Source organism: Bacillus taeanensis, assembly GCF_003318295.1.
Classification (GTDB): domain Bacteria; phylum Bacillota; class Bacilli; order Bacillales; family UBA6769; genus Maribacillus; species Maribacillus taeanensis.
The window spans coordinates 37,603-61,019 of sequence record NZ_QOCW01000029.1 but is presented as its reverse complement, the minus strand read 5'-3'; the positions used below and the strand labels follow the sequence as shown (position 1 = coordinate 61,019).

Here is a 23,417-nt window from a genome sequence, read left to right as displayed (position 1 = left end):
CGAAGGGATCAGTTAGTTTCACGCGCTCGACTTGCATGTATTAGGCACGCCGCCAGCGTTCGTCCTGAGCCAGGATCAAACTCTCAAATTAAGTTTGAATTGCTCAATAGTTGTTGTCGAAAGAATTACTTCTTTCGGTATATTGCATAAATTCGCTTGGCGTTTTGTTCAGTTTTCAAAGAACAATTTTGCTGTTTTATTAACAGCGACTTAACCATCATAACATCTCAAAGTTATTAAGTCAACAACTTTTTATAGAAGTTTTCATGGTGGGCCTGAGTGGACTCGAACCACCGACCTCACGCTTATCAGGCGTGCGCTCTAACCAGCTGAGCTACAGGCCCATTTCTATTGTCCAGCTGCATAAGCCAACTTCTACGGCTGTTTCACTCTTTTCCACAAAATCAAAAAGTGACTTTTCGTCAAGAGCTGTAACATCCTATGAATTTAAACGGGCTTATTCTGCTTTTCTAATATGGAGCGGGTGATGAGAATCGAACTCACAACATCAGCTTGGAAGGCTGAGGTTTTACCATTAAACTACACCCGCATTTTTATTTTCAAATGGCGCGCCCGAGAGGAGTCGAACCCCTAACCTTTTGATCCGTAGTCAAACGCTCTATCCAATTGAGCTACGGGCGCATTTTTCTTTTAGTAACGGTACAACAGATTTCTTTGGTGCGGTCGAGAGGACTCGAACCTCCACGGGGATACCCCCACTAGCCCCTCAAGCTAGCGCGTCTGCCATTCCGCCACGACCGCGTATGTTTATAGAAGCTTTTAGAGATAAAAAATAAGTGCCTTTTAGTTAACAAGCACTAAATACCATTCACTACTATATTAATAATGGTGCGGGTGGAGGGACTTGAACCCCCACGTCGTAAGACACTAGATCCTAAGTCTAGCGCGTCTGCCAATTCCGCCACACCCGCATATAAAATTGTAAATGGTGAGCCATGGAGGATTCGAACCTCCGACCCTCTGATTAAAAGTCAGATGCTCTACCGGCTGAGCTAATGGCTCAAAGAAAAATGGCTGGGCTAGCTGGATTCGAACCAACGCATGACGGAACCAAAAACCGTTGCCTTACCGCTTGGCTATAGCCCAATATAAAAATGGCGGTCCCGACCGGGGTCGAACCGGCGATCTCCTGCGTGACAGGCAGGCATGTTAACCACTACACCACGGGACCATGGTGACCCGTACGGGATTCGAACCCGTGTTACCGCCGTGAAAGGGCGGTGTCTTAACCACTTGACCAACGGGCCATCTTTTCTAAAAAACGATGGCGGAGAAGGAGGGATTTGAACCCTCGCGCCGCTTACACGACCTACACCCTTAGCAGGGGCGCCCCTTCAGCCACTTGGGTACTTCTCCATGGCTCCACAGGTAGGACTCGAACCTACGACCGATCGGTTAACAGCCGATTGCTCTACCACTGAGCTACTGTGGAATAATGCGCTTTTATTTAGCGACAATTGATATTGTATAATAAATCACTTTTGATGTCAACACGTTTTTAAAAGTTTTTTTGAAATACTTTTTAATGTGATGTTAAATATGTCTCTCCGCTGAGGACTTTATTAATTTAACATATCTGTTTTTCTCCGTCAACATTTTTAAAAGTTTTTTTGAAAGTTTTTTTAAAAGGTCAGTTTCTTTCTCTTATTTCCTTAAGTGAAACCTTATTATCCGCTTTTTTGCTTAAGTTTTCCCCGACACTTACCACATACATAACGTGTTGTATCAATACGGCGCTTTCTAGAATAAACTTGGCTGCAATCTTTACAAATATAATAATGTTTGACTTCTTCTTTTCTTTTCATACCTGGTAACCTTTCACAATATCTAGATCCGCCTACTCTTTTAAGAAGTGTTTTGAATTCTTGATCACGATGCTTATATCCCTTTCCTTCAAGATGAAGATGATAATGGCAAAGCTCATGTTTAATAATCTCAACTAACGCTTTCTTTCCAAAGGCTTCTAACTGCTTCGGATTAATTTCTATATCATGTGACTTTAATAAATAACGCCCTCCTGTCGTCCGCAGCCGATTGTTAAAGCGAACGTTATGAAGAAATGGTTTCATAAAATAGCGAATGGAGAGGTCTTCTACTAACTTTTGAAGCTCCTGCTCGTTCATCCTTATTTCTCCTTACTAAAAATTATTATGACACAAGTACGGGCCATCCCTCATACAATAAATAACACTGTTCCTTCTTCTTTGAGATTATAACATTAAAGGAGGTTATCGCATGCCTGGCTGGTTCAAAAGACAGTTAAGGCAGGCATACTACAAGAAAGACAGATATAAGATCCGTCTCCTTAACCAATGCTGGTACTTTTATAGAAAGAAGCACCACCGTTAAGGCAGTACTTCTCTGTTAACAATCCTTCTCTGTTAACAATCCTTCTTTTACCGATGATAGAATGAATTTAAAAACCTCTGCACGAACGATTTTACTTAAACGGTTTGCTCAGGAGAAAGCATCGTTAATGCAGCCCGTCCTCTTTGAAGATCAATCTCTTCCACCCAGACTGTTACCACTTGACCAACATGCACGACATCAAGCGGATGCTTTACAAAGCGATTTGTCAATTTTGAAATGTGAACAAGGCCGTCTTGTTTAACACCGATATCTACAAACGCTCCAAAATCCACTACATTTCTTATCGTACCTTCTAACTGCATTCCTTTTTGCAAGTCTTCCATTTTTAAAATATCTGTTCGCAAAAGAGGCTTCATAAGCTCGTCACGAGGATCTCGCCTTGGTCGGATAAGGGCGTCAATAATGTCACGAAGAGTCAATTCCCCTACTTCAAGCTGCTGAGATGCTTCTTTAATTTCAACGTCTTCAAGCTTTTCCTTTAACTGTTCTGTTCCTAAGTCATTAACCGTACAACCAAGCGTTTCTAATAAACGAACTGTATCCTCATAGCTTTCCGGGTGAATGGCCGTTTGATCAAGCGGCTGTTCTCCATCTGGAATGCGTAAAAAGCCAATACACTGCTCATATGTTTTTGCACCTAAGCGTGGAATCTTCTTTAACTGTTTTCTAGAAATAAACGACCCTTCCTCTTCTCTTTTCTTCACAATATTTTGTGCTACAGACTTAGACAATCCCGCCACATATTGTAATAAGGAAGCTGAAGCTGTATTCACATTTACCCCTACTTGGTTTACCACCGTTTCTACAACAAATGTTAAGGAATCATTTAAATTTTTTTGAGAAACATCGTGCTGATATTGCCCCACCCCAACTGACTTTGGATCAATTTTCACAAGCTCTGCAAGCGGATCTTGGAGCCTTCTCGCAATTGAAACTGCTGAACGTTCTTCCACCTGCAAGTCTGGAAATTCTTCACGCGCCAAGTCTGATGCTGAATAAACACTAGCTCCAGCTTCATTTACAATTAAATAGAAAACATCTTCGTTTACTTCTTTAATAGTATCTACAATAAACTGCTCTGTTTCCCTTGAAGCGGTTCCGTTTCCAATCGCAATCATTTCAATGCTGTATTCTTTTATAAGAGAAACAACCGTATCTTTCGCTTTTGCTACTTCAGATTTTGGCGGTGTTGGATAAATCACTGCAATATGAAGGACTTTTCCCGTTTGGTCGACAACCGCAAGCTTACACCCTGTACGATAAGCTGGATCTACACCAAGCACTACTTTCCCTTTTAACGGCGGCTGTAGAAGGAGATGCTTTAAGTTCTCAGAAAAAATATGAATGGCTTGATCTTCCGCTTTTTCTGTCAGCTCTTTTCGAATTTCACGTTCAATCGATGGCTCAATTAACCGTTTATACGCATCTTCTACAGCTGATTCAATATAAGAAGCTGTAGAGACATGCGGTTTTAAAATAAAGGTCTTTTTTAGTAATTGATCAAGCTTTTCAAGCGGTGCTTCTACCTTAACTTTTAAGATATCTTCTTTTTCGCCTCGATTCATTGCTAAAATACGATGGGGTACAACAGTTCGAAGCGGTTCTTCATACTCATAATACATTTGATAAATTTTCTTTTCATCTTCTGCTTTATCTTTTAATGAAGAAACTAATTTTCCATCTCGGAACGTGACATCTCGTACTTTTTTTCGCATATCCGCATTATCGGAAATCCATTCAGCAATAATATCTTGGGCACCTTCAATAGCAGCTTCTATTGTTTTTACTTCTTTTTCTGCAGACACAAATTCAGCTGCCTTCTGTTCTACATTTTCATTCGGAAGTTGAAACAGCCATTCCGCAAATGGTTCAAGCCCTTTTTCCTTTGCGACAGTCGCTTTTGTACGGCGTTTTTGTTTATAAGGACGATATAAGTCTTCCACTTCTTGAAGTTTTTTCGCCTGTTCAATTTTCTTTTGAAGGGGTTCTGTTAATTTATTCTGTTCTTGAATTAACCGAATAACCTCCTGCTTACGCGCTTCAAGGTTTTGCGCATATGTCCACCCTTCAGAAATATTCCGGATTGTTACTTCATCAAGTTCACCTGTCATCTCTTTTCGATAACGAGCAATAAAAGGAACAGTATTGCCTTCTTGAAGCAATGTAACAACATTATTAATTTGGGCAGGCTTTAATTGTAATTGTTGTGCAAGGTTTGATAGAATGATGCGTTTTTGTTCTTCAGTAAGCACTAATGCTTCCTCCTTCTTATAAAACCAAAGTTCTTATGTACCATTATGTATTCGAAAGCGAACATAACGTTTCCTTCAATGTGTATTTAGTTTACCAAATGCTGTCCGATAAAGAAAATGAAAAAAGAAGCTATTCTTCGGTGGAAAGAACGGCTTCCTTTTTCATCAATTGTTCCTATTTAATTGATTTTCCCAATTAAAAATGTCACATCATCGGTTGGTTTTTCAATAAGCCTTTGAATATGATAAGAAGCATCACGAGGGGAATGCATCATTTGCACAATTTCTTTACTTTTCGAACTCACTTTTAATCCATCAGAATAAATAATAAATGAACATGGTACAGGAAGCTCAAGGTGCTGCACATGATAATGCTGTCGCTGACCTGATAAGTATCCTGAATAGGAAAGCGGTCGAATGATTTTGCCCTCATGTGTATAAATAATTAGATGAACATTGCCTACACCGCAAAATGACAGTTCATTTGTTTGAAAGTTTATTTTAAAAACTGTTAGTACTGCCCCGCGCATGCCTTTTAAAGATTGATTGGCTTTTTCCATAATCGTTTCAATTGGTTCGTTATAGTTATCTTCTACGGCAGAAACAGCTGCCTCTGATGATTGTTTAGCTATATATCCACTGCCAAGTCCATCTGCAATCGCACATATAAACTCATCAGTTGTTTTTTTTACAAAGTAACTATCTCCGCACTGCGCATTCCCATTTTTAGCCTGTTGGTAAGACGATACTTGAACGGTTTGAAAATCATAATAATCAATCATTAAAAAGCCTCCGATGGTTCTACCTTAATTGCTTTACGGAGTTTCTCTAAGGCCCGTCTCTGCAAACGAGAAACATGCATTTGGGAAATGCCGAGTTTTTCGCCGGTTTCTTTTTGACTGCGGTTTTCATAATAGGTGTACTGAATAATAAGCTTCTCACGCTCGGTTAAAACGGCTAATGCTTTCTTTAAAAGCAGCTGCTGATCAATTTGCTCATAGCCATCTTCTTGATTACCAACTAAATCGAGCAGCGTTACTGTACTTCCTTCTTGATCGGCTTCAATGGAGCTGTCAACGGATAACGCTTGATAGCTTTTTCCCATCTCCATTGTTTCTAACACTTCTTCTTCTGTTACATCAAGAAAGGCTGCGATCTCTTCCACTTGAGGGGATCGCTGCAAATCATTTGTGAGCTGTTCAACAGCTTTTTTAATTTTTGGTCCAAGTTCCTTAATCCTTCTTGGCACATGCACACTCCATGTTTTATCACGGATAAATCGTTTAATTTCGCCAATAATGGTTGGGACAGCAAACGATTCAAACGTTCGTCCTACTTCTGGATCAAATCTTCTTAAGGCAGCTAAAAGACCAATCATTCCAACCTGTACAAGGTCATCATGCATGCTCTTTCCTTTTGAAAATTTTCTTGCTAAGGAATGGACAAGATCTTTGTACTCTTCTACAAGCTTTGTTTGTACTTCTTCGCTAGGGTTTTCTTGAAATTCTTTAATCCAATCATATACATATTCATTCTTACGTGGATGGCGAGACTCTGTCGACATTTTGTTCCACCTCATCTTTGTGAAGCAGCTTCGTCATGACTACTACAACACCGGCATCACTGCTTATTTTAACTTCATCCATTAACGATTCAATTAAGAATAACCCTAAGCCTCCTTCACTTAACTGTTCCACGGAAGTACTTTTATCTACAGGGCCCACCTGCTCACTTACCTGCTCTAAATTAAAGCTTTTCCCGTTATCAAGCACCATCACTTCTAAGCGATCTTCATATGCGCGGCAGCCGATCGTTATTTGTCCATTTTCTTTCCCTTTATAGGCATGTGTAACCGCATTTGTACATGCTTCTGATACCGCAATTTTAATATCTTCAATTTCATCATATGAATAGCCCATTCGGTTCGCAATCCCTGACACTGTTAAGCGAACAACGCCTACATATTCTGGTTGTGCAGGAATTTTCATTTCAATGTAGTCGCAGGCGTTATTCATTGTGTTTCCTCCTTCACATTGCTCTCGATGTCCAATACTTCAAGTAAACCTGTTATTTCAAATAAGCGTTCCACACGCTTTGTCATATTTCTTAGTTTTAATCCACTGTTATGTGTGCGAGCTGATTTTAAAGCTCCCACAAAGATCCCTAAGCCTGTACTGTCCATATAGTCCACATTCGCTAAATCAATAATAACCGTTTCTCCCTCTTTTTCAGTAAGTGGAATTAACTGTTTACGAAGCTGCGGCGCTGTATATGCATCAATCTCACCATTAAGAATAACATAGTGAGTATTTCCTTCTACTTGATGATCAATTTTCATATTCACCAACAATACCCCCTTTAAATCAACACGTTGTCTTTATGTGGTATTCCCGATCTTATAAAAGTTAAACTTCTCTTCGTAAAATGATTAAGGTAACATCATCTCGAAGTTCAAATTCTTGAAGTTTTTCCAGTTCAAGATAAACTTCATTCACTATTTGTTGTGCCGGTAAATGCTGATACTTTCGAATTAAATTAATAATTTCTTCGCGTTCAATAAAGCCATTTTCTGACCGGCATTCCGTTACACCATCTGAAAGTAAGATCATCATATCACCAGGAGCTACTTCTTGTTCGTATTCTTGATACTTCGTGTCAGGCGCAAGACCTAACACAAGTCCTTTCGTAAATAACTCTTCAAATTCGTCTGTTTCGGCGCGGTAAAAAAAGCCGGGCTCATGTCCAGCGCCAGCATAATAGAAACGATGAACACGCGGATCGTATAATCCATAGAACATCGTAACAAACATGCTGGGATCCACGTTTTGTTCCACAACGCGATTAATGCTTTCTAAAATCATACTCGGCTGCATGCGCTGTTCTGGCACACTGTCCATTGCATACTTAATCATAGACATACAAAGGGCCGCAGGAACTCCTTTACCAATAACATCTGCTACAGCAATACTAATGCATTGATTTGTATCTTGTACAAAGTGATAGTAGTCGCCGTTCATTTTTTTTGCAGGTTTACTAATTACGCCAATATCAATCGAATCAACAGAAGGAACATCACTTAAAAGCAATGTTTGCTGCATGCTGGCAGCAACTTCAATTTCTGATTCGAGCTGCTGCTGACGGCTTCTTAAGCTTTGATGTTCACGATACGCAAATCCATAGCCAATCATCACTTCCAGTAAAAAATCAAATGATGCTTTCATTTCATCATTTAATTCAGGATAAACTTTTAACAAGCTATTTACATGCATATTAACGACTTCTTCTGGAGATACGAGCTGCTCCAACATTTTTCGGCTAAATTGCTGCCCGCGATATAATGATTGTTCATTTTTTGTTTCTATATAATTTCTAAGCATTTCCTCATATCTGTTTTGCTGCATATCCCGATCTTCCACAGCAACCACCCTCCTTTAGCGGAGCCATTTTATTGCTGTAATTTCTGTCCCTTCTCCTACTTTTGTATCGATAGAAAAATCATCCATTAATCTCTTCACTCCGGGAAGTCCGGCCCCTAACCCTCCTGAAGTTGTATAACCATCCTGCATCGCTTTTCGAAGGTCTTTAATACCTGGTCCTGTATCTGACGCAATGATTTTTAGTCCTTGTTTGCCATAGTCTTCGTACGTTTCAATACATATTGTTCCGTAGTCTGCATATAAATAGATATTCCTTGCAAGTTCCGAAATTGCCGTTGTAATTCGAGCTTGATCAACACTGCCAAATCCTAAATCTTTTGCCATTTTTCTTCCTAGCTGTCTAGCGTTGACAATATCCCATTCATTCTTTACTGGTACACAGGATTGGGTTCCCATCTCTATTCCTCCAATTCCTGCTTCAGTTTCTCTAGCCCCTGTTCAAGATCTAATGCGGTTGGAACATTGTTCAAGTAGATACCAAGGTCAATTAACGTAACAGCTACCGCAGGCTGAATGCCGGTTAAAACAACTCTTGCGCCCATTAGGTTTGACATTTTCACAACTTCACCTAAAACTTTTGCAATAAAGGAATCAATAATATCAACTGATGTTAAATCAATCACAACGCCCTTTGCACCTGTTTCATGAATTTTTTCCAATAAATCTTCTTGAAACTGGAGCGCTGTTTGGTCATCTAAATCAATTTGAATGGTTATCAGCAAATAATCATAAAGTTTTAAAATTGGTATTCGCATACTGCCTTCCCCCCTTACGTTATATCAACAATATTGCGTTTTGTTAGTTCTAACGCCGTTTTCATCCCTTTAAATAATGTACTCTTTGTCGGGAATTGTCCTAAATCAATGCCTAAATTCACAATTGTTTGAGCGATTTCAGGACGAATTCCAACAAGGATACACTGTGCCCCTATTAGCCGCACCGCTTCTGCCGCCTGAATGATATGATGAGCAACCATTGTATCCACGACAGGAACACCCGTAATATCAATTAATACAACTTGTGAACGATGCTTGATTACTCCATTTAATAGATTCTCCATAATAAGTTTTGCTCGTTCTGTATCAATTGTGCCGACAAGGGGCATTACACTAATTTGTTCGAGTACTGGAATTAATGGTGCTGACAGCTCTTGTAAGGCTACTTTTTGAAGAGATACTGTATTCTCCCAATTCTTTGAACTGTGATCAATTAACTCATTTAAAATTGGATCAAACCAGCGATCAATTTCTTGGTAGATTTCAATCACTCTTCTATTTTCAATATCATTCTCAAACAATACATCCAATAGAATACGGCGAAATGTTTGCATACCTTGTGTTAAATAGCTTAAATTCCAGCCAATTTTCATTAAGTGTTCTGCAAAGGAAAGCAGCTGTTCTGCAGAGGGATTATTGTGGGTTTCGATATGTTGAAACATCATTTCCACAAATTCATCATTTGTATTTTCGTACATTACGCTTGAAATGTTTTGCAGACGGTGCTGCTCTTTGGCAAGATTTGTTTCCGATCGCCAACGCTCACAGATCTCTTGTTTATAGCTTTGTATCATTTCAACAATTAATCGATCCATCTCTGTTCCTCCCATAAATGCTTTTTTCTAACCCCTATTATTTCACCGTTCAAGCTTTCATGCAAAGGTTTTGATGCTCTGTATCCAGTTTCCAATTATAGTTAGGGCTATACATTCGACAAAAATCGTTTATTCCCTCTCTTTTTTGTCCGATTATGCACAAAAAGCACAAATAAAAAAAGCTGCTTTTAAAGCAGCTTTTTTTATTTGTACCATTTCAATTAAAAGTCAATTAAACCTAAACTTATTTGTAAAGCTTCATCTACACGACCCATCATATCATCATCCAAATGCGTAATCTTATCTGTTAATCGCTGTTTATCAATGGTACGCACCTGCTCTAATAAAATGACAGAGTCACGTTCAAACCCATATTTTTTCGCATTAATCTCAACATGAGTAGGCAGCTTCGCCTTTTGGATTTGAGCTGTAATAGCTGCGACGATTACAGTAGGACTAAATCGATTCCCGATATCATTTTGAATAATGAGAACAGGCCGAATGCCTCCTTGCTCTGATCCAACAACAGGCGAAAGGTCAGCAAAGTAAACGTCGCCACGTTTCACAATCAAATCATTACACCCCGCTTACTAAGCGGTCTAAAGTATGGTCTGCTTCCTCCTCAGCAAGAAATGCTTCTGAAGCAATGTTTAGATTGATTTTCGCCATTTCCATATAGCCTTGGCGCATCGTCTCACGGATATGACGCTTATTCCGTTCCCGCAGATACATTCGGGTCGCTTGAGAAATAAATTCATTTCGATCAAGATTTTCTTGTTGGATGGCCCCATCGACCTCTTTTAAAAGTTGTTCTGACAGTGTAATCTCAATTCTTTTTTCGTTTGTGCCGCTCACAAACATACACCTCCAGCACACAGCTACGATTCATATTTTATTTCTTCACAAAAAGATCATTCAAAAAGCTATTCATCAATTCTCACTCTTTGAATACGTACTTTCTATCCCAAATTTAATATTACCACTTGCCAATACGGTTTGCAAAGACCTTAACAGCATACAGTTTCGCCAAAAACCTACATTTTCCTTCCTAGATTTAATAAAAAGTTACGATAATGCTCTTTTTTCAAGGTAAAGGTGGCTCATTCGATTAAATCTTAAACAGGATTTGTCGAAATAATTTTAGGAAAAGCATAGATTTTCTAAAACTCTCCATCACAATCATCTACAAAAAATAAAAAATGCATAAAACCAGTTAACAAAGGGTGATAAACCATTCTAGAGGCCCCTCTCTAATCAATTCAACGATAGGTTTGGCTTATTGTTTTCTTTTTATTCCAATCTCTTGTATTTCTTTTTTTACTCTCAAAAACATTGTTTCTTTTATAAGAAAAAGACTCAGCATAAAATGGGTTACACTGAGTCTGTTAAATGAAGTCTATTTAACTGTCATGCCTTGGACAGATCTTGCCACTGCCGCTAGTTCGTCCTCATCCATATTATTAGATGTTAAATAAAACTCCATTCCTTTATGCATCCAAGAAATGGATTGATTATTCATTACTCCGATCGTAAATCCTAAATCAACAGGTTCGCCATACATCATTGAAACAGGAGTGCTTGTTTCAACTGCAGCACGGGCCTGCTGTTGAATTAACGTAAATGACTTGTCGCCTGTGTAAGATAAAATCACTTTTTCTTCTCCATCTACCGATAATTCTTTTTCTTCACTTAATACTAAACCATCTGGAACATACATTGGATACATGACTTCCATCTGTTGATCTGTTTCAGCCATTGTTGGAATTTCAAGTTTAGCACCCGTCATATTGCGCTGCATATCAAAATCTTCTTCTTTAAAAGGATGGTCAAATGTTACATTTTTAAATTCTACGGTTACAAGAACATTTAGATCCTTATCTTTAATGGCAACCTTTTCTGGTGCTAATGTTTTCCCTGACAATGTAATTTCTTGTTCATGAAGGTTTTTATTTTGATAATTTGTTTTTGTTGTAAAGGTATAATCTTTTTCTTTCTCTTTCACCTTAAATGTACGTTCTTTATCGTTTAAAATATCATTAATAAGCGATTCGTATAAATAAACTTGGCTTTGGTTATCAGGCCACTCACTTTGAAAACGGAAGCTTTTGTTAAGAGCAGGTGTTAATACAAACACCCCTTCATCATTGCGTAAAATAATTTGACTTTGCTCTTGATCAGCATTTTGCAATTTTACACGATAATAGCTTGGCTTTTTATGCCATACTTCTACTTGGTAAATACGAGGTTCATCACCAGTCTCAAGTGTCATTGTTGCTTCAGCTTTATAACTATCAAGCTTCTCCCACTTCTCTTCTAAACTTCCTAAAATGTCTTCTTGGCTTTTTTGACCGCACCCTGCTAGTGCAAGCAAAAAGACAACGAGTATTAAAATTACTGAGCGCATCTTTCTCATCAGGTTCACTCCTTTGTCTAAATTCCACGACAAAGAAGGGAGTTATTCACAAGTTTAACGAGCTAACGAGTATATTTTTTTAGTAAAATCGGCAGCACTTCAATAAGATCTGATGCCAGCACATCCAATTTAGAATGTGACGTTTTCACTAAATAATCCGCTGCTGCTCCGTGCAGATAGACAGCATTACTGAGGGCCTCTTGAATGACTTTATGCTGCATTAAAAAAGCTAAAATCATTCCAGTTAATACATCACCAGAGCCGCCTTTTGCTAGTGCGGCATTTCCAGTTGTATTAATAAATTGACTGCCTGTTGGTGTGGTTACAATGGTATATGGTCCTTTTAAGACAAGATAAAGACCGTATTCCTTTGCAAACTGTTTAGAAAGTTGAATGCGGTTATGTTCAACTTCTTCCACACTCCATTCTAAAAGCCGTGCCATTTCTCCTGAATGAGGTGTTAAAATCGTTGGAGCTTGACGCTTTTTTAAGAGAGGCAGCATCGTTTTTAAATGAAATAACCCATCAGCATCAATCACAAGTGGAACAGAAAGCGTAAGGGCTTCCCGTACCCTACCTTCAGCATAGCTGTCTCTTCCAAGACCTGGGCCGATTGCAATTGTATCATATGGAATTTGTTCATCAGGCTTTTGAAATAAAGACGTTTGATTAGAAAACGGTGTAAACATTGCTTCACTAATATGACTTGCTGCAATAGAGTGAATCTCTTCTGGTACAGCGACAGTTAACAAACCAGAGCCGGATCGAAGCGCAGCTTTTGCTGTCATAATCGGAGCGCCCGGCATTGACAGTGATCCGCCAACAACTAATCCTTTTCCATAGGTGCCTTTATGTGATGAAGGCTTTCGCACTGGGAGAGCGGTTTTCACATCCATTACCTGCCACACTTTTCTTACTGGCAGCTGTTGAAATGCTTTTGGCGGAATTCCAATATCTACTACTGTAAGTTTTCCATAGTAATCAGCACTTGGAAACGTATAGGCGCCGACTTTGGGACACTGCAAGGTTATCGTTTCATCAGCTTGGATGGCAAGTGAGACAGGACCTCCATCTGCAGGCACTCCACTCGGAAGATCAATGGAAAGAATGAATGCACTTTGGCTGTTTACAGCATCAATAATGTTAGCATAAGGAGAGCGTACAGATTCTTTCAACCCAATCCCTAAAAGCGCATCAACGATCACTTCCGTGTTTGCAAGCGAGGACAAGAAACATTCATGTCCTTCTTGGTGATACGAACGGTATGAAAACCCAGACCGCTCGTAAATAATCATTGCTTTTTTGGCGTCTTCTTTTATTTTATTTTTCTCTGGTATTAACCAAACATCAACACCATACCCCATACTTTTTAATACCCTTGCAAGGACAAAACCGTCTCCTCCGTTATTTCCGGTGCCAATTAATACAGCAAGTTGTTCACTGCCTGTCAGCCTTTCCATTATTTTTTTTGCAGCAGCCTGCCCTGCATTTTCCATTAACAATAAACCTGTCAGCCCAATTTCTTCTCCTGCATAGCGGTCAACAGCATACATCTCGTCTCTCGTTACAACCTGCACAATAGTTCCCTCCTAACCGCACTAAAAATATATGAACGAGCACCGCGCAATATGCAGACTAGCATGACAAGCTTTCAATAATAACTTGTGCAACAGCGTAATCTTTACTGTGGGAGATGGATACAAAAATTTTTTCCGGTGCTTCTGAACGAATCACAGGCTTTCCATTTTCAGAAGAAATTTCAATATCTTGAAAACTTAATTTTCCAATACCAGTCCCTCGTGCTTTTGCATATGCTTCCTTTACAGCAAATCTTCCTGCCAAAAATTCAATTTGACGGTTTGGCGGTAAGCTGTAGTAGCGATCCTGTTCCCTTGGCGTTAATATACGCGGTACAAATTTTTCATTTCGTTCGATTGTCCTTTTGATTCGATAAAGCTCTATAATATCAATGCCAATGCCAATAATCATCAACTAAATCCTTTCTTTTCCATAATACTTGATGATTTATTTTCTCATATCTTTATAATGAATTCATCTTTGCCACCGAATAAAAACTTTGCATTTTTAGCTTGTACACCGACTATGCTAAAATAAAGGCATCTCGCTTTTTATAAAGGTGGTTATGCTGATGTTTGTCAGACAAGAATCATTTCGGGCATTTATTCGACTATACCCGGTTGTTTCTGTATTAATTGCTCTTCACTTTTTACTTTTTGTCATTATAAATTACATTCCGACCGGCCAAACCGTCCTCTACTATGGGATTGGACAAAACGGTTTGATTGCCCAAGGGGAATATTGGCGCATCCTTACACCAATCTTTTTGCATCAAACGTTTCCTCATTTCTTATTTAACTCGTTTTCTCTTTATTTATTCGGACCTGCTTTAGAGCGCATGATTGGAAAACCATTGTTTTTATTTTCCTATGTAGGAGCAGGGGCAATCGCTAATATCGTTACTTATTTTTTAGAAAACTCTTATTACACCCACCTCGGTGCCTCTGGTGCTATTTATGGCTTGTTTGGGATTTACTTGTATATGTCGTTTTATCGAAAAGATTTAATTGACCGTGGAAACGCGCAGCTTGTGCTTACTATTTTAGCAATCGGCCTTGTGATGAGCTTTTTTACTTCAAACATTAATGTATTAGGTCATCTATTCGGCTTTTTAGGCGGTGCTGCCCTTGCACCACTTGTCTTAAGAAAAGCGCGACCTTTTTCAATTTATCGTGTGAATGTTGTGAAGGCTTCAGACGATGAAATTTCATTTAATCCAAACCGTTGGAAGAGAAGACGCCGTTTTAATAGTAATCTTACGTCAAAAATTATTTGGGGATTTTTTATTTTGCTTGTTGCCATCGGAGTGCTTGTTCGGATGATTTAATAGTGGAATTAAAAACAGAAACCGAATGATTAATCATTTAACCCCCTCTTATAGTAGATAAAAGCAAGTTTCCACCTATAATTTATTTACTGCCGGAGGGGGTCTATACCCTGGTGTTACAATGTTACGACACCTTTTGTTTTTCTAAAAGCTTTGCAAAACGCACGACTTCATCACTAAGCTGAAAAGCACGCTCACAAAGATCTTTATTTGTACAAATTGGTACGTCATTAAATTCTCCTGCATCAATGGCAACTTGCTGTGGAAGCACTAATGCGCCAATACCTCGTAAAAACGTACGCATGCCGTTTAAACAGTTTATTCCGCCTTTTCCTCCGCCTGCTGTTGCGATCATTCCTGTTGGTTTATCATGTGTTTGATCAAATGAAATAAAATCAAACGCATTTTTTAACACACCGCTAAATGAATTGTGATATTCAGGTGAAGCAACAATTAAACCATCCGCTTCATCAACTGCTTTAATCCACCAAGCTGCTTTTTCCTTCGTTTCTTTTGTTCCATCAAACATCGGAAGCGGACGGTTTTGAAAATCAATGAAATTCACTTCAATGTTCTGATTTTCTAAATAATCGTTCACTTGCGATAAAATTGCTTTTGTTGTTGATTTTTCTCTAATACTACCGCACACTAATGTAATTTTCATATTGAGCACCTCTTTTGCTTTTACTATTTATACTTATTATACATTTTTATTTAAAAAGTATCAAAGAAAAAGCTCTCTTTTTTATAGAGAGAGTTTTTTTGTTTGATAAGAAAACCAGTTTGCGAGATCATCTGCATTCTCTTCCCCTAAGTCAACAATATGAAAGGCACGTCCTGAAAAACTCGACATAATAAAAACAGAAACTGTAAGCAGCTTTTTTCGTTTTTGAAAATACGATTGCTTACTTTCCAACGCCTGAACCCGCTGTTTTTTAACAATAGCTGTCGTTTTGGCAAGTTTACGCGCTGAGACATAAAGATGAGAAGATACAAGTTGCCAGCCGGCGCTCTTATACTGAACATAGCCAAGCAGTGCTCCTCCTATAACAGGAAGCAGCGCTAACCATCGATAAGGGTGAGACACAAAAATAATAACCGGAACAGCAATAATGAACAGCGGCAAACTGAATCGAAGCATATAGCGAATCATAGCCCGCCTTGGAAGATTGTATAGGTTAGCCTCATGCGCATATTCGGGTAATACTTCCTGCAAAAAGGAATAAACATCTTTTTTACGAATAAGCGGATACAGCACGGTCGAATAATTTTCTTCTTTTCCTCCGCCCCCGGCACTTTCAACATAAAGGGCCGCAAATCCAAAAGGCTGCCGCAAAATCCCTTCAACAATTCGAACAGCTTGAATGCGGTGAAGTGGAATTGTAAGCTGTTTTTGCTCTAAAATACCGCTTTTTATTTGGAGTTCCTTTTCGTTTTTTGAAAGCGTAAAGCCACCAAATTTAAGAATTGTACCAGCAATCGAAAACAGCCATGTTAAAAGGGCAGCAATAAAAATGAAAAATGCAATAAAAGCAATGCTTGATGCAAGGGCCCTTTCAATAAAAAGCGAGACATATTTTGCCGGAATAAACTGATCAAATTGACTTAAAAAAGCGGCAATGAAAGAAAAAATCACACCTGCTCCTCCAGAAGTTGCTGATGCAAGGAAAAGTTCTTTTGTTGATAGTTTCCAGATCTTTTTCGGTTTTTCTGCTGTCAGTGCTTCTCCTTCATTGTTAGGAGTAACAAGAAGTAGTTCTTGTAAGACTGCGGCTTTTTCCTTTGTCACAGCTGCAAGCTCTGCTTCTGCTTTATCAAAACCGCCTGCTGTTTCAATCTGGACTCTCACAAGACCAAACATACGCTGAAGCAGTCCTGATGAGATGTTAATCGATTGAATGCGATCTTTCGGAATATAACGCCTTTTTTTCACAAACACGCCATATTCAATTCGAAGTTCCTCGTTTTCTATGTAATAATGAAACATCATCCACTGCACGATACCGCTAATGATAATGTATAAAAAAACACCTACAATTGCTAAACTGTTTAAAGAAAAAAAAGCACGCTCTCCCACATTAACAAATAGAAAGAATATTAATGGAATAAGCATCTCTTTTAATGATTTACCAAAGGACAAAACAACAGCGATTGGATGAAGACGTTCTTTATGAGACATCATCATCAGCCACCCTCGCTAATTCAGAAATACGATCTCTTAGTTCCTCTGCTGTGCTGTTTGATAACGCAGGGATTTCATGAACCGTTGCTGCGGTTGAAATCGTCACAGAGGCTAATTGATAACGGCGGTAAACCGGGCCCTGCTTTGTATCTACATGCTGAACGCGTACCATTGGGATTAGTGTTTTTTTTACAAACAAAACGCCCCGCTCAAGATCAATCTCATGCTCGGTTACTTCATACCGCCATCTCTTCATTTGTAATGATGGCATGATAACTACTGCAAAAAGCGTATAAACAAGTGGAATGATCATAAGTAGTACTGGAATCCAATTCGATAAATGTGGAATAAAATCAAACTTTCGTAAAATAAAATAAGCAAACGGCAGCACCCATACAACTATCGTATTGAGTATGCCATGAATTCGCCAAACCGTTAATGCCTTTGGATCAAGAGAGTGTTTTGGCCGATTACGCATTGTAAGCCCTACCTTCTATACTTTATCTAATGATTAATTTTACATGATTCATTAATAAAATAAAAAGAAGGTGTCTCAAAGCAGTACTTTGAGACACCTTCACCATTTTTTGTCCTTCCCATATGGACAGAATGGAGCTTTTGTCTTTTTGCGGGGTCAGACCCCTTTTCAAAGGTTTCTTTTGTTTATATAATTTCTTACTTCATTAAGGAGATTTTTTTGTTTTTTACGAAGAAGATGCTTACGATATACATATACAATACTTACAATAATTAAGATGAAACAAAAAATCCCAATACCAACAAAAAGTAGACCATTTGAAGAAGATGATGCTGTGGAAATAGACAACTCTTCTTCATTTTCTTCATAAAGAGAAGCTGCTGAAGCAATATTTCTCTTTTTCCCTCTTTTTTCGATAACCTTCAAAGGCTTACTTAATACAACCCGCCCATCTTCTCCTGTAATGACAAGCTCTCCAAATTCACTAACTGTGATCTTAAAGCGCTCGCCTTTTTTTATCATAAAAGCTGTTTCGCTCTCAAGACCGTAGTTTGTTCCATCCACACTTGTAAACTGTTTATCAACTGCAATAAAACGAGTTTCATAGTGTTTAAATGCATAATCAAACATCTTTTTCATATCACGGTAAGAAGCATTTTTTGTATTGGCTTTTAATGTGACCGCAATAAATTCAGAGCCTCCTCGTTTTACAGCTGTTACAAGTGTAAAACGAGATTGTGAGACAAACCCATTTTTTATACCTGTTGTTCCTTCATAATTCCAAAGCATACGGTTATGGTTATAAAGTGTTGTTTCCCACCCTTCTCCAATCCATTCAAGCTCTTTTGTTCCAACAATTTCACGGAAGGTTTCATTTTGCATCGCGTAGCGTGAAACCTTTGCCATATCAGCGGCTGTTGTATAATGGTTTTCATCAAAAAGGCCGTGTGGATTAGTAAAGTGTGAATTTTTTACGTCAATCTTATTTTCCATAAACGCATTCATCTCTTCAGCAAATTGTTCTACACTGCCGCCGAGATGCTCTGCAATCGCAATGGCCGCGTCATTTCCTGAATTAATAAGCATGCCTTGAAGAAGTTTTTTTAATGTTACTTCTTCCTCTTCTAAGAGATAAACCCGTGTCCCATCCGCTTCTCTTGCCCGCTTACTAACGTTCACCGTTTCTCCTAAGTTTCCCTGCTCAATCGCCATGATACCGGAAATAATTTTTGTAATACTCGCTGGATACATTTTTTTATGACTGTTTTTTTCATACAGTACATCACCGGTATCTGCATTAATTAATATCGCAGCCTCACTTTCAAGAGAAGAAATCTCTTCTTCTTCAGCCTGCACAGAAAGGATTGGATTTAAGAACACTCCAATTATACAAACAGCTATCACTTTTTTAAAAAACGTTTTCATCGCAAACTTCACTCCAAATGAAAGAATAGATTAGAAATAGTCGTACTTTGTATAATAGTGTCGTTTTTTGACGATTTAACGTTCTTATCTTATCATAAATGATTATTCTGTTTGACAAGTTACTCAAATTGAAAAGAAATTTTAACAATACGGAAAATATCTTATACTTATTTATACGATACCTCTATTTTTATATGTTCGTAAAAGTAAAAAGGATACATGACAGGGTTGACCCTGTCATGTATCCTTTTTACTAACCGAGATATTTTTTGAACATTATATTTTATTAATCTTCAAGGTGTCCGCGACGTTGACGAATTTGATAATAATTTAACTGCTTAAATAGCTCCGAGGATGTTTCTTGATCGATTTCAAACGCAACACCATATTCAACATAATTGGTTTGTGCATTCTTTCTAATAATAAAACCCTCTACAGTAAAAGAACTATCTAAAATATTAAAGCTGCATTCTACTTTTTGATGCATCGGAATATCAATATTTGAAATAAAGCCCATTCCACAAATACTAAGATTATCAATTTTGACAGAAATAAAACTTCCACCTTCTATTATGGAAACCTCTCCATTAATAAGTGGATTAAATAACACACGGAAAAATTCGCGACGATTTTCAGCCATTGATTCTCTCCCCTTGCTGCTGTACATTCTCTATTGAAAAAGAAGCTAAAAATTCTCTGTATTTTACATATACAAATTAATTAACAGCCCTTTTATTTCTCCAACTAAACGAAGAGCATCAATCCCCTGCCCTTCCTTATTTAAAACTTCTTCCTGAAGCTCAATTAATTTTTCATCAACAATTTCTACTAATTGATGAGTTTTCATCCCACTATGATAGTTATGACTTTGCTTTTCAGATAATTGCAAACCGTAACTTAACGCTTCTCCAATAAACTGCCTTACTAACTTCTTATAATCTCTTAGATTTTCAATTGTTTTATGTTTGGCAAGTCTCTGCCCTTGCTCTTCTAGACGGTTCATTAATTGATTTAAAGAATCGAGCTGTGATTTCCTCATCACATTAGAAAAGGAATCAGCCGCTTTACCTTCTCCAATCTCTTTTTTAAACATATCTAATGGAAAGTTAGTTTGCCTTTCAATTCGCAAATAAAGCACCTCATTTTACTTATAATAGCTGTTTTTTCCTCAACATATTGATAATGAGCTCTACTTCACCAATATCGCTCTGAATTAATTTAGCTATTTGTTTTGGTGAAAAACCTTGTTTATATAACTGTGAAATCTTTTCCTCTTTTGATTGTTTAACATTTAATTCATTGATAGCAGGTTGCCTTGAATCCTGCTGAAGGGCTGATGACTTCTCTCGAATAACTAAGTTGTCTTCAGTATCTTTAGTATCTAACTTTTCTTCTAACATTTGAACTATCTCATTGAACTTATTTTCTTTCGCTTTAATATAATCAACGAGTTTTTGATAAAGCACTTCATTTTCTCTTTCCATCCTCTTTACAAACGCTTCAATACTTTGATGAATGGTCTGTGCATCTTCTAACAGGTCTGTTTCATCCTTTTTTTCTAATGGCTTTCTCTGAAATAAAATTACAATCGCTAGAATACTAATGAGATGCAAAAATATTGCCCTTCATGGTACATATGATGTCGACTCAATTAAACAAAACAAGTCGCTTGGCTGTGTGCGGTTAAAAAATGAGGATATAATCGAATTGTTCCATTTCACGCCAAAAGGAGCGGTGGTTCACATTATCGATAACAAACAACTCTTAAGTAAACATGCTATTTCTAACAATATGTTAAAGCGCCTTACCCCAAATTCAATATCTAATATTAATCAAACATCAAAAGATACCTTTTATTGGCTTGGATAAAAGCTAGATAAGCATATAAAAAGGCGATTTACACAAAGAGAAGCCCCCTTTACACACGAGTGCCAGGCACTTCCAACGGAGTTACCTGGCATTTTACTAATACTACTGCTGCTCAAGCTCCATTTGCGGCATTTCAGCAGGCATCTCTTGTGCATTTTGTTTCACTTCATCTGGTACAACAATTTCGTCTACACCGTTAAAGTTTGAATATGTTCCGGATGCTTTCTGCGTCATATTTACTTTCTCACCTTCAGCATTTACTTCCATATCCATCGTCATGTTAAATTTCTCTGGATAAAATGTTTCTTTATTTACAACAAACGTATACTCTAAATTGTTAATTTTCATTTCTTCCATCATTTCTGGTGTCATTTCAAATTCAGGCATGATGTTCTTCATTTCTTCTTCCATAAATTTCTTCAGCTGTTCATCTTTCATTGAAATCGTTAATGTGTATGTTGTATTATCTGATTTCATTGAAAAGTGGTCGACATACTGCTGTAATTTTTTCAGCTGTTCACTTGGATCCTGCTGTGCAGTAGACATTGTCATCATCTCTTCATACATGTCACTCGGAAATTTCGTCCAGCCGCCCATCATTGGGTTGTTCATGTAAAAGCCGTCTTCAGTTAAATACATTTCCATTGTCATTTCCTGCGGCATTTCTCCGCTGTTTTCCATACCAGCCATTGCACTCATATCCATCGTCATCGTTTGGTGCATCGCCAGCGGCTCCATCACCATATCCGCTGTTATGCTCGAATCCATATTTACCGGTTCTGGCTGCTGATCCGATGTAATCGTTTGGTTCATGTCCATTTCCATTGAAAAGCTTTTTAAGTTTTGATTTGCTTCGATTGCCTTATCCATTACTTCTTGAAGCTCGAGTGCTTCACCGATGCTCGGACTTCCTTCCGTATCCGTACCTTCTTCGGTTGTTTCGCTGCTGCATGCGCCAAGAATAAGCGTAATGCTTAATACAGCAAACATCATTAATTTTTTCATTTTTTACCCTCCCAAATTATAACTTTCATATGTCTATACGATTATCATACACAACAGTTTCAAAAAACTTTTTTCTAAAACAACTTTTGGAAGATTACTTGTTTAACTAAGAAGCTTCTAAAAAAGAGAAAAGCCTCTTTATATCAGGACTTTAGCAGCAAATACCTCGTTAAAAGTAATTGAACTACTTGTTCACCAATTCTTGAAAATTTTTTCTTTTGCTTAGAAAATGTGCTATTAAATAGAGTGATGTAAATATCGGAAAAGAATAAATATGCTCCCATTTTAACGGCTTATAAAGCCCGACAAATTCAAATAAAGGTTCAGCAACAAATGCGGTTAAACTACCGAATAATAATGCTTTTAAGAGGGGATTTGTTTTAGGTTTCACTTCAATGAAAAACATAACTAAAACTGGAATAAGAGTACAATCCCAAGGGAAATACGCAGGTATAAAAGGGATGATATCATAATAATAAAGCCATAATCCTAATCTAACTCCTAAAAAGTCTAAAAATGATGAAATGAGCATGATGAAAAAGCCTACAAACAACATGCGGTTTGTACTTTCTTTTTTGTGAAAGAAAATCCATAATATCCAAGGAATAATAGTTAAAAAAATACCTGCCCACCAATGAGCAGTAAAAATAACATACTCCTGCCAAACCTCCCACTTTAAAGTTTGAGCTTTATTCATCAGTTCAAAAACTTTATTAAGCTCTTCTTTATATATTTTAGGGGGATTCATTTCATCACCTCACTTTGAAGAAAAATTTACAAGCTTACCTAACTCTATACTTTTTATTTTCTCTTTTTAAATGGTTCACTATACCTATATATCCAAAAGTGGGAAGCATTTGTTATAAAAATCCATGCTAAAAAGCCAACCAAATACTTGGTTAGCTTATTCCTGCCATTCTCTTTTTAACATGCCGTACACAACGTGATCTACAAAGCGGCCATCAATGCGTTCATTATCACGAATGACGCCTTCTTTTGTAAAGCCAAGGCGCTCTGGAATTGCGCAGCTTTTCGTATTGCGGGCGGCACAGCGAATTTCAACCCGGTTTAATTTATAATAAGTAAATGCATGATTCACAAGTGCCGCACATGCTTTTGTCATTAAGCCTTGACCCGTATAATGTTCACCAAGCCAATAGCCGATACTTGTTGAAGAATTGCTCCAATCAATCTGATGAAAACCAATCACACCGGCAAGGTTTTCTTTATAAAAGATGCCAGCTTGAAAGCCGTTTTGTTCAAAAAACTGTTTTTGCGTATGCTTAATAAATGTCCGCGAATCATCAGCAGTGCGGTTAAAATCAACCCACGGCAGCCACTGTCTAAGATGTGTGCGGCTTGAATTAATCACGTGAAAAAGCCCTTCTGCGTCTTGAGGCTCTAAAAGTTTTAAATAAGCATGTTCATCTAGCGGATACGTAAACATCTTTTCACCTTTTCTGCAGCTT

At 37.9% G+C, this 23,417-nt stretch carries 28 protein-coding genes, 11 tRNA genes and 1 rRNA gene; 3 read left to right on the top strand and 37 right to left on the bottom strand.

From position 1 onward, the window contains the following. From DS031_RS20170 to DS031_RS20110, 13 genes are all read right to left on the bottom strand, one after another. Window positions 1-91 (bottom strand): 16S ribosomal RNA (locus DS031_RS20170); the annotation flags it as partial. Between the two features lie 176 nt (window positions 92-267). Continuing rightward, window positions 268-344 (bottom strand) — tRNA-Ile (locus DS031_RS20165). 132 nt (window positions 345-476) lie between these two features. Further along, a tRNA-Gly gene (locus DS031_RS20160) sits at window positions 477-550 on the bottom strand. Between the two features lie 15 nt (window positions 551-565). Further along, a tRNA-Arg gene (locus tag DS031_RS20155) sits at window positions 566-642 on the bottom strand. A gap of 34 nt (window positions 643-676) precedes the next feature. After that, a tRNA-Leu gene (locus tag DS031_RS20150) sits at window positions 677-762 on the bottom strand. 85 nt (window positions 763-847) lie between these two features. Further along, window positions 848-932: transfer RNA gene (locus DS031_RS20145), tRNA-Leu, on the bottom strand. A 15-nt stretch (window positions 933-947) separates the two neighbouring features. Beyond that, window positions 948-1,023: transfer RNA gene (locus DS031_RS20140), tRNA-Lys, on the bottom strand. A gap of 9 nt (window positions 1,024-1,032) precedes the next feature. Continuing rightward, a tRNA-Gln gene (locus DS031_RS20135) sits at window positions 1,033-1,107 on the bottom strand. A 9-nt stretch (window positions 1,108-1,116) separates the two neighbouring features. Then, a tRNA-Asp gene (locus DS031_RS20130) sits at window positions 1,117-1,192 on the bottom strand. A 1-nt stretch (window position 1,193) separates the two neighbouring features. Further along, window positions 1,194-1,268: transfer RNA gene (locus DS031_RS20125), tRNA-Glu, on the bottom strand. Between the two features lie 18 nt (window positions 1,269-1,286). After that, window positions 1,287-1,377 (bottom strand) — tRNA-Ser (locus tag DS031_RS20120). Window position 1,378: 1 nt separating this feature from the next. Continuing rightward, window positions 1,379-1,453, bottom strand: a tRNA-Asn gene (locus DS031_RS20115). Between the two features lie 235 nt (window positions 1,454-1,688). Further along, window positions 1,689-2,144: a SprT family protein gene (locus tag DS031_RS20110; protein ID WP_113807998.1), complete on the bottom strand. Its 456-nt coding sequence runs from the start codon at window positions 2,142-2,144 to the stop codon at window positions 1,689-1,691. A gap of 112 nt (window positions 2,145-2,256) precedes the next feature. On the opposite strand from DS031_RS20110, the gene cmpA reads away from it, so the two are divergent. Continuing rightward, window positions 2,257-2,370 carry a cortex morphogenetic protein CmpA gene (gene cmpA, locus DS031_RS20105; RefSeq protein ID WP_113807997.1) on the top strand — a complete coding sequence of 38 codons (114 nt, stop codon included), beginning with the start codon at window positions 2,257-2,259 and terminating at the stop codon, window positions 2,368-2,370. Window positions 2,371-2,465: 95 nt separating this feature from the next. Here the strand turns inward: cmpA and DS031_RS20100 are convergent, their stop codons facing one another. The 14 genes from DS031_RS20100 to acpS all read right to left on the bottom strand — a co-directional run bounded on the left by DS031_RS20100 (window position 2,466) and on the right by acpS (window position 14,073). Then, window positions 2,466-4,643, bottom strand: a complete 2,178-nt coding sequence (locus DS031_RS20100) for a Tex family protein (protein WP_113807996.1) — start codon at window positions 4,641-4,643, stop codon at window positions 2,466-2,468. Window positions 4,644-4,822: 179 nt separating this feature from the next. Continuing rightward, window positions 4,823-5,425, bottom strand: a complete 603-nt coding sequence (locus tag DS031_RS20095; protein ID WP_113807995.1) for a SpoIIE family protein phosphatase — start codon at window positions 5,423-5,425, stop codon at window positions 4,823-4,825. Further along, on the bottom strand, window positions 5,425-6,207 hold the full coding sequence (sigB, locus tag DS031_RS20090; RefSeq protein ID WP_113807994.1) for an RNA polymerase sigma factor SigB: 783 nt from the start codon (window positions 6,205-6,207) through the stop codon (window positions 5,425-5,427). Before sigB ends, DS031_RS20095 begins: the two co-directional genes overlap by 1 nt. Further along, on the bottom strand, window positions 6,179-6,658 hold the full coding sequence (gene rsbW, locus DS031_RS20085; RefSeq protein WP_113807993.1) for an anti-sigma B factor RsbW: 480 nt from the start codon (window positions 6,656-6,658) through the stop codon (window positions 6,179-6,181). The genes sigB and rsbW overlap by 29 nt, the downstream gene beginning before the upstream one ends. Then, a complete protein-coding gene (locus tag DS031_RS20080) occupies window positions 6,655-6,981 on the bottom strand; it encodes an STAS domain-containing protein (RefSeq protein WP_113808003.1) in 327 nt (108 codons plus the stop codon). The genes rsbW and DS031_RS20080 overlap by 4 nt, the downstream gene beginning before the upstream one ends. Before the next feature lie 67 nt (window positions 6,982-7,048). Then, window positions 7,049-8,059, bottom strand: coding sequence for a PP2C family protein-serine/threonine phosphatase (locus DS031_RS20075; RefSeq protein ID WP_113807992.1), 1,011 nt, complete (start codon window positions 8,057-8,059; stop codon window positions 7,049-7,051). Between the two features lie 15 nt (window positions 8,060-8,074). Next, on the bottom strand, window positions 8,075-8,476 hold the full coding sequence (locus DS031_RS20070) for an anti-sigma regulatory factor (RefSeq protein WP_113807991.1): 402 nt from the start codon (window positions 8,474-8,476) through the stop codon (window positions 8,075-8,077). A 2-nt stretch (window positions 8,477-8,478) separates the two neighbouring features. Then, complete coding sequence (locus DS031_RS20065) at window positions 8,479-8,835, bottom strand: STAS domain-containing protein (protein WP_113807990.1); 357 nt, start codon at window positions 8,833-8,835, stop codon at window positions 8,479-8,481. A 14-nt stretch (window positions 8,836-8,849) separates the two neighbouring features. Then, window positions 8,850-9,671 carry an STAS domain-containing protein gene (locus DS031_RS20060; RefSeq protein WP_113808002.1) on the bottom strand — a complete coding sequence of 274 codons (822 nt, stop codon included), beginning with the start codon at window positions 9,669-9,671 and terminating at the stop codon, window positions 8,850-8,852. Window positions 9,672-9,892: 221 nt separating this feature from the next. Then, complete coding sequence (locus DS031_RS20055; protein ID WP_113807989.1) at window positions 9,893-10,243, bottom strand: type II toxin-antitoxin system PemK/MazF family toxin; 351 nt, start codon at window positions 10,241-10,243, stop codon at window positions 9,893-9,895. A gap of 4 nt (window positions 10,244-10,247) precedes the next feature. Beyond that, window positions 10,248-10,532, bottom strand: coding sequence for a CopG family ribbon-helix-helix protein (locus tag DS031_RS20050; protein ID WP_113807988.1), 285 nt, complete (start codon window positions 10,530-10,532; stop codon window positions 10,248-10,250). A gap of 535 nt (window positions 10,533-11,067) precedes the next feature. Next, window positions 11,068-12,084 carry a LolA family protein gene (locus DS031_RS20045; RefSeq protein ID WP_113807987.1) on the bottom strand — a complete coding sequence of 339 codons (1,017 nt, stop codon included), beginning with the start codon at window positions 12,082-12,084 and terminating at the stop codon, window positions 11,068-11,070. A 62-nt stretch (window positions 12,085-12,146) separates the two neighbouring features. Further along, window positions 12,147-13,661, bottom strand: a complete 1,515-nt coding sequence (locus DS031_RS20040; RefSeq protein ID WP_113807986.1) for an NAD(P)H-hydrate dehydratase — start codon at window positions 13,659-13,661, stop codon at window positions 12,147-12,149. 58 nt (window positions 13,662-13,719) lie between these two features. Continuing rightward, window positions 13,720-14,073 carry a holo-ACP synthase gene (gene acpS / locus DS031_RS20035; RefSeq protein WP_113807985.1) on the bottom strand — a complete coding sequence of 118 codons (354 nt, stop codon included), beginning with the start codon at window positions 14,071-14,073 and terminating at the stop codon, window positions 13,720-13,722. A gap of 160 nt (window positions 14,074-14,233) precedes the next feature. On the opposite strand from acpS, the gene DS031_RS20030 reads away from it, so the two are divergent. Next, the gene (locus DS031_RS20030; RefSeq protein ID WP_113807984.1) at window positions 14,234-14,989 is read left to right on the top strand and encodes a rhomboid family intramembrane serine protease; all 756 of its coding nucleotides are present in this window, start codon (window positions 14,234-14,236) and stop codon (window positions 14,987-14,989) included. A gap of 124 nt (window positions 14,990-15,113) precedes the next feature. On the opposite strand, the gene DS031_RS20025 is transcribed toward DS031_RS20030, so the two are convergent. The 7 genes from DS031_RS20025 to DS031_RS19995 all read right to left on the bottom strand — a co-directional run bounded on the left by DS031_RS20025 (window position 15,114) and on the right by DS031_RS19995 (window position 20,687). Then, the gene (locus DS031_RS20025; RefSeq protein ID WP_113807983.1) at window positions 15,114-15,653 is read right to left on the bottom strand and encodes an NADPH-dependent FMN reductase; all 540 of its coding nucleotides are present in this window, start codon (window positions 15,651-15,653) and stop codon (window positions 15,114-15,116) included. Between the two features lie 81 nt (window positions 15,654-15,734). Next, on the bottom strand, window positions 15,735-17,168 hold the full coding sequence (locus DS031_RS20020) for a PH domain-containing protein (RefSeq protein WP_181833268.1): 1,434 nt from the start codon (window positions 17,166-17,168) through the stop codon (window positions 15,735-15,737). Beyond that, window positions 17,158-17,649, bottom strand: a complete 492-nt coding sequence (locus DS031_RS20015) for a PH domain-containing protein (protein WP_113807981.1) — start codon at window positions 17,647-17,649, stop codon at window positions 17,158-17,160. The genes DS031_RS20020 and DS031_RS20015 overlap by 11 nt, the downstream gene beginning before the upstream one ends. A 168-nt stretch (window positions 17,650-17,817) precedes the next feature. Continuing rightward, the gene (locus DS031_RS20010; protein ID WP_113807980.1) at window positions 17,818-19,074 is read right to left on the bottom strand and encodes a D-alanyl-D-alanine carboxypeptidase family protein; all 1,257 of its coding nucleotides are present in this window, start codon (window positions 19,072-19,074) and stop codon (window positions 17,818-17,820) included. A gap of 286 nt (window positions 19,075-19,360) precedes the next feature. Further along, window positions 19,361-19,714, bottom strand: coding sequence for a PilZ domain-containing protein (locus DS031_RS20005; RefSeq protein WP_113807979.1), 354 nt, complete (start codon window positions 19,712-19,714; stop codon window positions 19,361-19,363). Window positions 19,715-19,777: 63 nt separating this feature from the next. Further along, a complete protein-coding gene (locus tag DS031_RS20000; RefSeq protein ID WP_245947577.1) occupies window positions 19,778-20,212 on the bottom strand; it encodes a YaaR family protein in 435 nt (144 codons plus the stop codon). A 10-nt stretch (window positions 20,213-20,222) separates the two neighbouring features. Further along, on the bottom strand, window positions 20,223-20,687 hold the full coding sequence (locus tag DS031_RS19995) for a DUF6115 domain-containing protein (protein ID WP_113807978.1): 465 nt from the start codon (window positions 20,685-20,687) through the stop codon (window positions 20,223-20,225). Between DS031_RS19995 and DS031_RS19990 the strand changes: the two genes are divergently transcribed. Further along, the gene (locus DS031_RS19990; RefSeq protein WP_113807977.1) at window positions 20,677-20,943 is read left to right on the top strand and encodes a L,D-transpeptidase; all 267 of its coding nucleotides are present in this window, start codon (window positions 20,677-20,679) and stop codon (window positions 20,941-20,943) included. The genes DS031_RS19995 and DS031_RS19990 overlap by 11 nt on opposite strands. A gap of 102 nt (window positions 20,944-21,045) precedes the next feature. On the opposite strand, the gene DS031_RS19985 is transcribed toward DS031_RS19990, so the two are convergent. The 3 genes from DS031_RS19985 to DS031_RS19975 all read right to left on the bottom strand — a co-directional run bounded on the left by DS031_RS19985 (window position 21,046) and on the right by DS031_RS19975 (window position 23,395). After that, the gene (locus DS031_RS19985; protein WP_113807976.1) at window positions 21,046-21,948 is read right to left on the bottom strand and encodes a DUF6612 family protein; all 903 of its coding nucleotides are present in this window, start codon (window positions 21,946-21,948) and stop codon (window positions 21,046-21,048) included. 184 nt (window positions 21,949-22,132) lie between these two features. Continuing rightward, window positions 22,133-22,696 (bottom strand): CBO0543 family protein, encoded by a 564-nt coding sequence (locus tag DS031_RS19980; protein WP_113807975.1) that lies wholly within the window; start codon window positions 22,694-22,696, stop codon window positions 22,133-22,135. A 156-nt stretch (window positions 22,697-22,852) separates the two neighbouring features. Continuing rightward, window positions 22,853-23,395 carry a GNAT family N-acetyltransferase gene (locus tag DS031_RS19975; protein WP_113807974.1) on the bottom strand — a complete coding sequence of 181 codons (543 nt, stop codon included), beginning with the start codon at window positions 23,393-23,395 and terminating at the stop codon, window positions 22,853-22,855. Window positions 23,396-23,417 lie beyond the last annotated feature (22 nt).